This window comes from Bacillus sp. JJ1773, from assembly GCF_036962035.1.
Classification (GTDB): Bacteria; Bacillota; Bacilli; order Bacillales; family Cytobacillaceae; genus Cytobacillus.
This window is the reverse complement of the sequence record NZ_JBALNX010000155.1, coordinates 1-4,233: the sequence shown is the minus strand read 5'-3', so window position 1 is coordinate 4,233 and position 4,233 is coordinate 1. Positions and strand designations below refer to the sequence as shown.

The window sequence follows — 4,233 nt, the reverse complement described above, 5'->3', positions numbered from 1 at the left end:
GTTTAAATTCCTATTAAGTTGGTCTACATATACAAATTCTATAAAAGGGAGAATTTCTTTGACTTTTCTTTGCCAATTGTGATGGCCCCCTAATATAAGAATTTTCGATTTCTTTATAACTTTTATTTTTTCATCAATTGAAAGAAATACATCTTCTTCTACCTCATCTGCCAAAAGGTATTGACGTAATCCTATCACTTCATTCTCTAATTCTTGAATTCTTTTTTGTAAATCATTCTCTTCTTTTTCTTTTTGATACTCTAGAACTTGATTCTCTAGTTGATTTATTTGATTTATTAGTGTTATTTCTTTTGTATGATAACGAGCCTTTTCCTGGTTGAGTTGATGATTAACTTTTACTAATTCTTTAGAGAGCTGATCCACTTTTACTAGGTTCTCTTCATAAGAACCGTTTGAGAGAATTTGATATAGTTGAAGATAATCTTCTATTAGAAATTGTGTATATATGACAAAGGTAACCAGTATTTGTTGTTCACGTTCGGACATATCTAGTCTAGTAGCGACAGCTAAACTCAGAGTCAGAATAAATTCCAATGTTTCTTTGGATAAATGGTGAACTTTCAATAATTCAGTGTACCTAACACCCATCTCCTGTGAAATTGTATCAATGCTTTTTAAAAGAGTATAAAGGAAGTCTTGATTGAGTAAATGCTCAAAAACACTTTCTTCTAAAAAGACATCCTCTAAAATTGACTTATTTCCTTCTGCTTCGTGTTTATTGATATAATTTGTTATGATTTCATCTAATTGCGGTTGTATCTTGTGATCAATCCATTTATTATACTCTTGAATGCTATCAGAGTACCCACTTTCAAAATGCCTGTTTATACTTACTCGACAATTGTATACAGTCTGAGTAACAAACCTTTCATACCATTCATATCCGCTTTTAGCTTTTTTCATCTCTCTAACTAATTTTGAAATACCTTCACTAGGTATTTGTTCTAAAATTGAATCCATCCTTAATGGTGATTTTTTGGGCATGGACAAATGACCAGTACATTGTAAATATAATGAAAGTTTAAAATTGTACTGATTTATTATACCCTCATTTAATTTATAATCTATTAAATCCAATAATATTTCAAACCCGTTAATAGAATACCCTTCATGATGGTACGAAATAAATTTTGCTATTGCTATATCATATAATGTTGATTCTTCATCTGTAATAAAATCCTTTTTTCTAGAACTGAAATATCCATCGATCGAAAAGTTTTGATTTCGTTTAAAGTAATTCCATAGAGGTTTTACGCCTTTTTTTATTAGAGCCATAGTTTGTTGAAAATTACCTTGTTCAGACTCATAATATACAATGCCTGCTAACCTACGAACAGTTTGCATTTTCTTGTAGGGGAAATTTAATATAGATTGCTTAAAGGGAATTCCTCTTTGGTAAGCATGATAGTAATTAATTTCATTTTCAATATAGATTTTGTTAATATCCTCCGTAATATATTCTTTTGAGGATAATGCCAGAATCATTAAAAATGTATTAAAACTCTCCTCTTCCGTTCTTTTTATATAAGTAACAAGGTCCTTTGAATAGTCATTTGCTGCTAGTACTATACTCATATAAACTAACTCCTTTTATTTTGAACTTTATACTTTTTGGGTATATCTTACTACCATTGTAGAACGAAGTTTCAAATAGAGCAAAAAAATCCTTGAGCACATTTGGCTGTCCTTTAGGTATATGATTTTCTTCGTTTAACTCTTGAAGTGCGATAGGTTAGTAAGGGTTCTTATATACTGTTATCACACGACAAATTTAGAACGTACAAAAAGCCAAGTTTTTTTAAAAAAGCACTTGGCTGCTTGTTAACGTCTTTTTACAAAGTCAGACGCCGCTTGACTAAGTGATCTACTCACCTCTCCTATATTAGCTTAAATGAAAAACCAGCAGCCTTTTGAAGGTTGCTGGTTTTTATAGACACCCAAACAATTACTCATTTAGGACCAAGTCCTCCTAATGCAGATCTACTAAAGTTTGAGCTGTTATATCATTTTTCCCTAATTCATTTATTGTTTTTTTTAGTTTCGAATCATTATGCCGCATTGTGTTCCTGAGCCACTTGCATTTTAGGTTCAGTTTTCAGAATAAAATAAAGTGCTATCATTAAATTTGTGTACATTCGTATTTATGAAGCAAAGTTGTATACATTAATCTCTATTTATCGTCTTAATGGAGTAACTATCATTTAATCACTACACATCCACAAGCTGTTTATTATATATACATCTTGAGTTCAATAATGAAATACTCAAAACAGATGCACTTTAATCCATATCCTTTTCATTTATTATCCATCGCCAAGCATATAGAATCGTCAACAATTCATCTCCATCGTATTCCAGAGCAATCTTTGGCAGTTCACCATTCTTAACCATTATTTGCAATCCACTTCTACCTAAAACTCTGATATTGTAATCAGGGTCTGGGTTGTGGAGATACACCATGAGCTTCTCCTTGTTATAACTATGACCTAAGTTCTCAAAGGGATTCAGTATCTCATATGTTGATAGTTCTTCTATATTCATAATCTGAAGATTTTGATGGACTTCTCTTATCACCTTCAAAAGAGCGTTCCGATACTTTTCTACCATCGCTTGAATTGATATATCGAAAGAGCTGATATCTATTGAGTACAGCCGTTGCAATGTCTCAATTTCACTCCAATAGGCTTCGCCTTTTCCGTATCGCCACAGGTTCTCTTTTTTCAATATCCCAAGATGGTCTAAATGTGACTGAGCCCTAGTAATCTCTGCTTCTTTGTGTTTATGTTGATGAGTAAGAAAATCGTGTTCAATCTTTTTCATGACTTCTTCCAACAACAAATATCTCATGTTAGCATACTGAAACAAATCATTTATTCTAATTGAGTACAATTGATCTTCGACACCAATTTTATTGCTGTAGACGAAAGTCGCAAAATCTCCTTCCGTTTTTGAAGAGGACCAACTGGCAAAATACCTGCTGCCATCTTGTCCTTTCAAATTTACTGGATGTACCCCAAACACTGCACGTTTATGCTTAAAATAATCATCATCTGACTGTTGTTTCAGAAAAACGCTATTGTCTTTCTTGAACGGGTATTCTAACTCGAAAACTCTATATAGTTGATGAACAGACTCCTTTACCAAATCCATTGAACATATTAGTTGCATTAAGTTCAGCGAGGCCACATTGGGATTTTTATGTTTTAATTGAATAAAAGGTAAGCCATTAACAGCTACTTCAATCCAATCCATACAAGAACATATTATATTCCAAAGATTTTTCCCTTGCTGGTTCCGATATTGATTCAGTACGAAGGAATGATTGCTGTTTACTTTTCTGCGAAATTTGTCAATCAATGAAATATCTAAATCCAAAGTATTTCCTCCATCTGGATATATATTTATAGATTATTTGAAAAGTAAAATTTATTATTTGTAAATATGTATTCTTCAAATAGACCTTGACTACCAATAGGCACCATGATGACATTATCGCTAAGAATTAATTTGCTTTGGAAGTATTCAGTCAATAGCAATCTCATTGGATTTATTTCATCTACATTCTTAACGCTTGAATAACCAAACACCCAAAACTTACCATGTGGAAATCCATCCCCAATAGTAATTATTACTTCTTCATTTCCATCGTTATCAAAATCATAAGTGGATGCTTGTATAGTATAATCTTGCGGAATTTCTCCCAAATCATCAAATATTTCATAATCATAATCTTCCAAAAAGAGATTAACTGGATAATCGTCCAGGATTATTCTAAATTTAAAGCCATTAGGCGTGTCTCTACCATATGTTAGTGTCCCGCTTCGATCATTAAATTTCACCGCTTGTTCAGCTTGTTCTAAAAGCTTCTCAGGCCCCCAATAGGTTAAGTTAGGACTTCTTTTATCGTTAATTAAAATAAATGGCATTTTATTAAAATCAGTACTACCTATGTCTATTTCGCTATCTTCTTCAGTAGTTTTAGTAGATACAACAGGCTGAACACTTTGATCTGGGAGCTGGATTTCCTTTCCTTCTACTATATTTGAAGAAATAGGAATAAATGTTTTAAATATACCGAGTGTTTTTACATGATTATTCATAATAGAAGTTTTATAAATTGAAAATATTACATAATCGCGTGGATTCGTGGTATTTTCAAGTACTTTATCACCAAACCAATCAACACCGATATTTAACCATTCACTATTGCTT

General features: G+C 32.1%; 3 protein-coding genes. All 3 read right to left on the bottom strand.

Annotated elements, in window-relative coordinates; translation table 11 throughout:
- The coding region (locus V7127_RS25725; protein ID WP_335491097.1) for a hypothetical protein at nt 1-1,596 on the bottom strand (1,596 nt) is incomplete at its 3' end.
- Nucleotides 1,597-2,301: 705 nt separating this feature from the next.
- On the bottom strand, nt 2,302-3,396 hold the full coding sequence (locus tag V7127_RS25720; RefSeq protein ID WP_335491094.1) for a hypothetical protein: 1,095 nt from the start codon (nt 3,394-3,396) through the stop codon (nt 2,302-2,304).
- Between the two features lie 26 nt (nt 3,397-3,422).
- The coding region (locus V7127_RS25715) for a DUF4359 domain-containing protein (RefSeq protein WP_335491092.1) at nt 3,423-4,233 on the bottom strand (811 nt) is incomplete at its 5' end.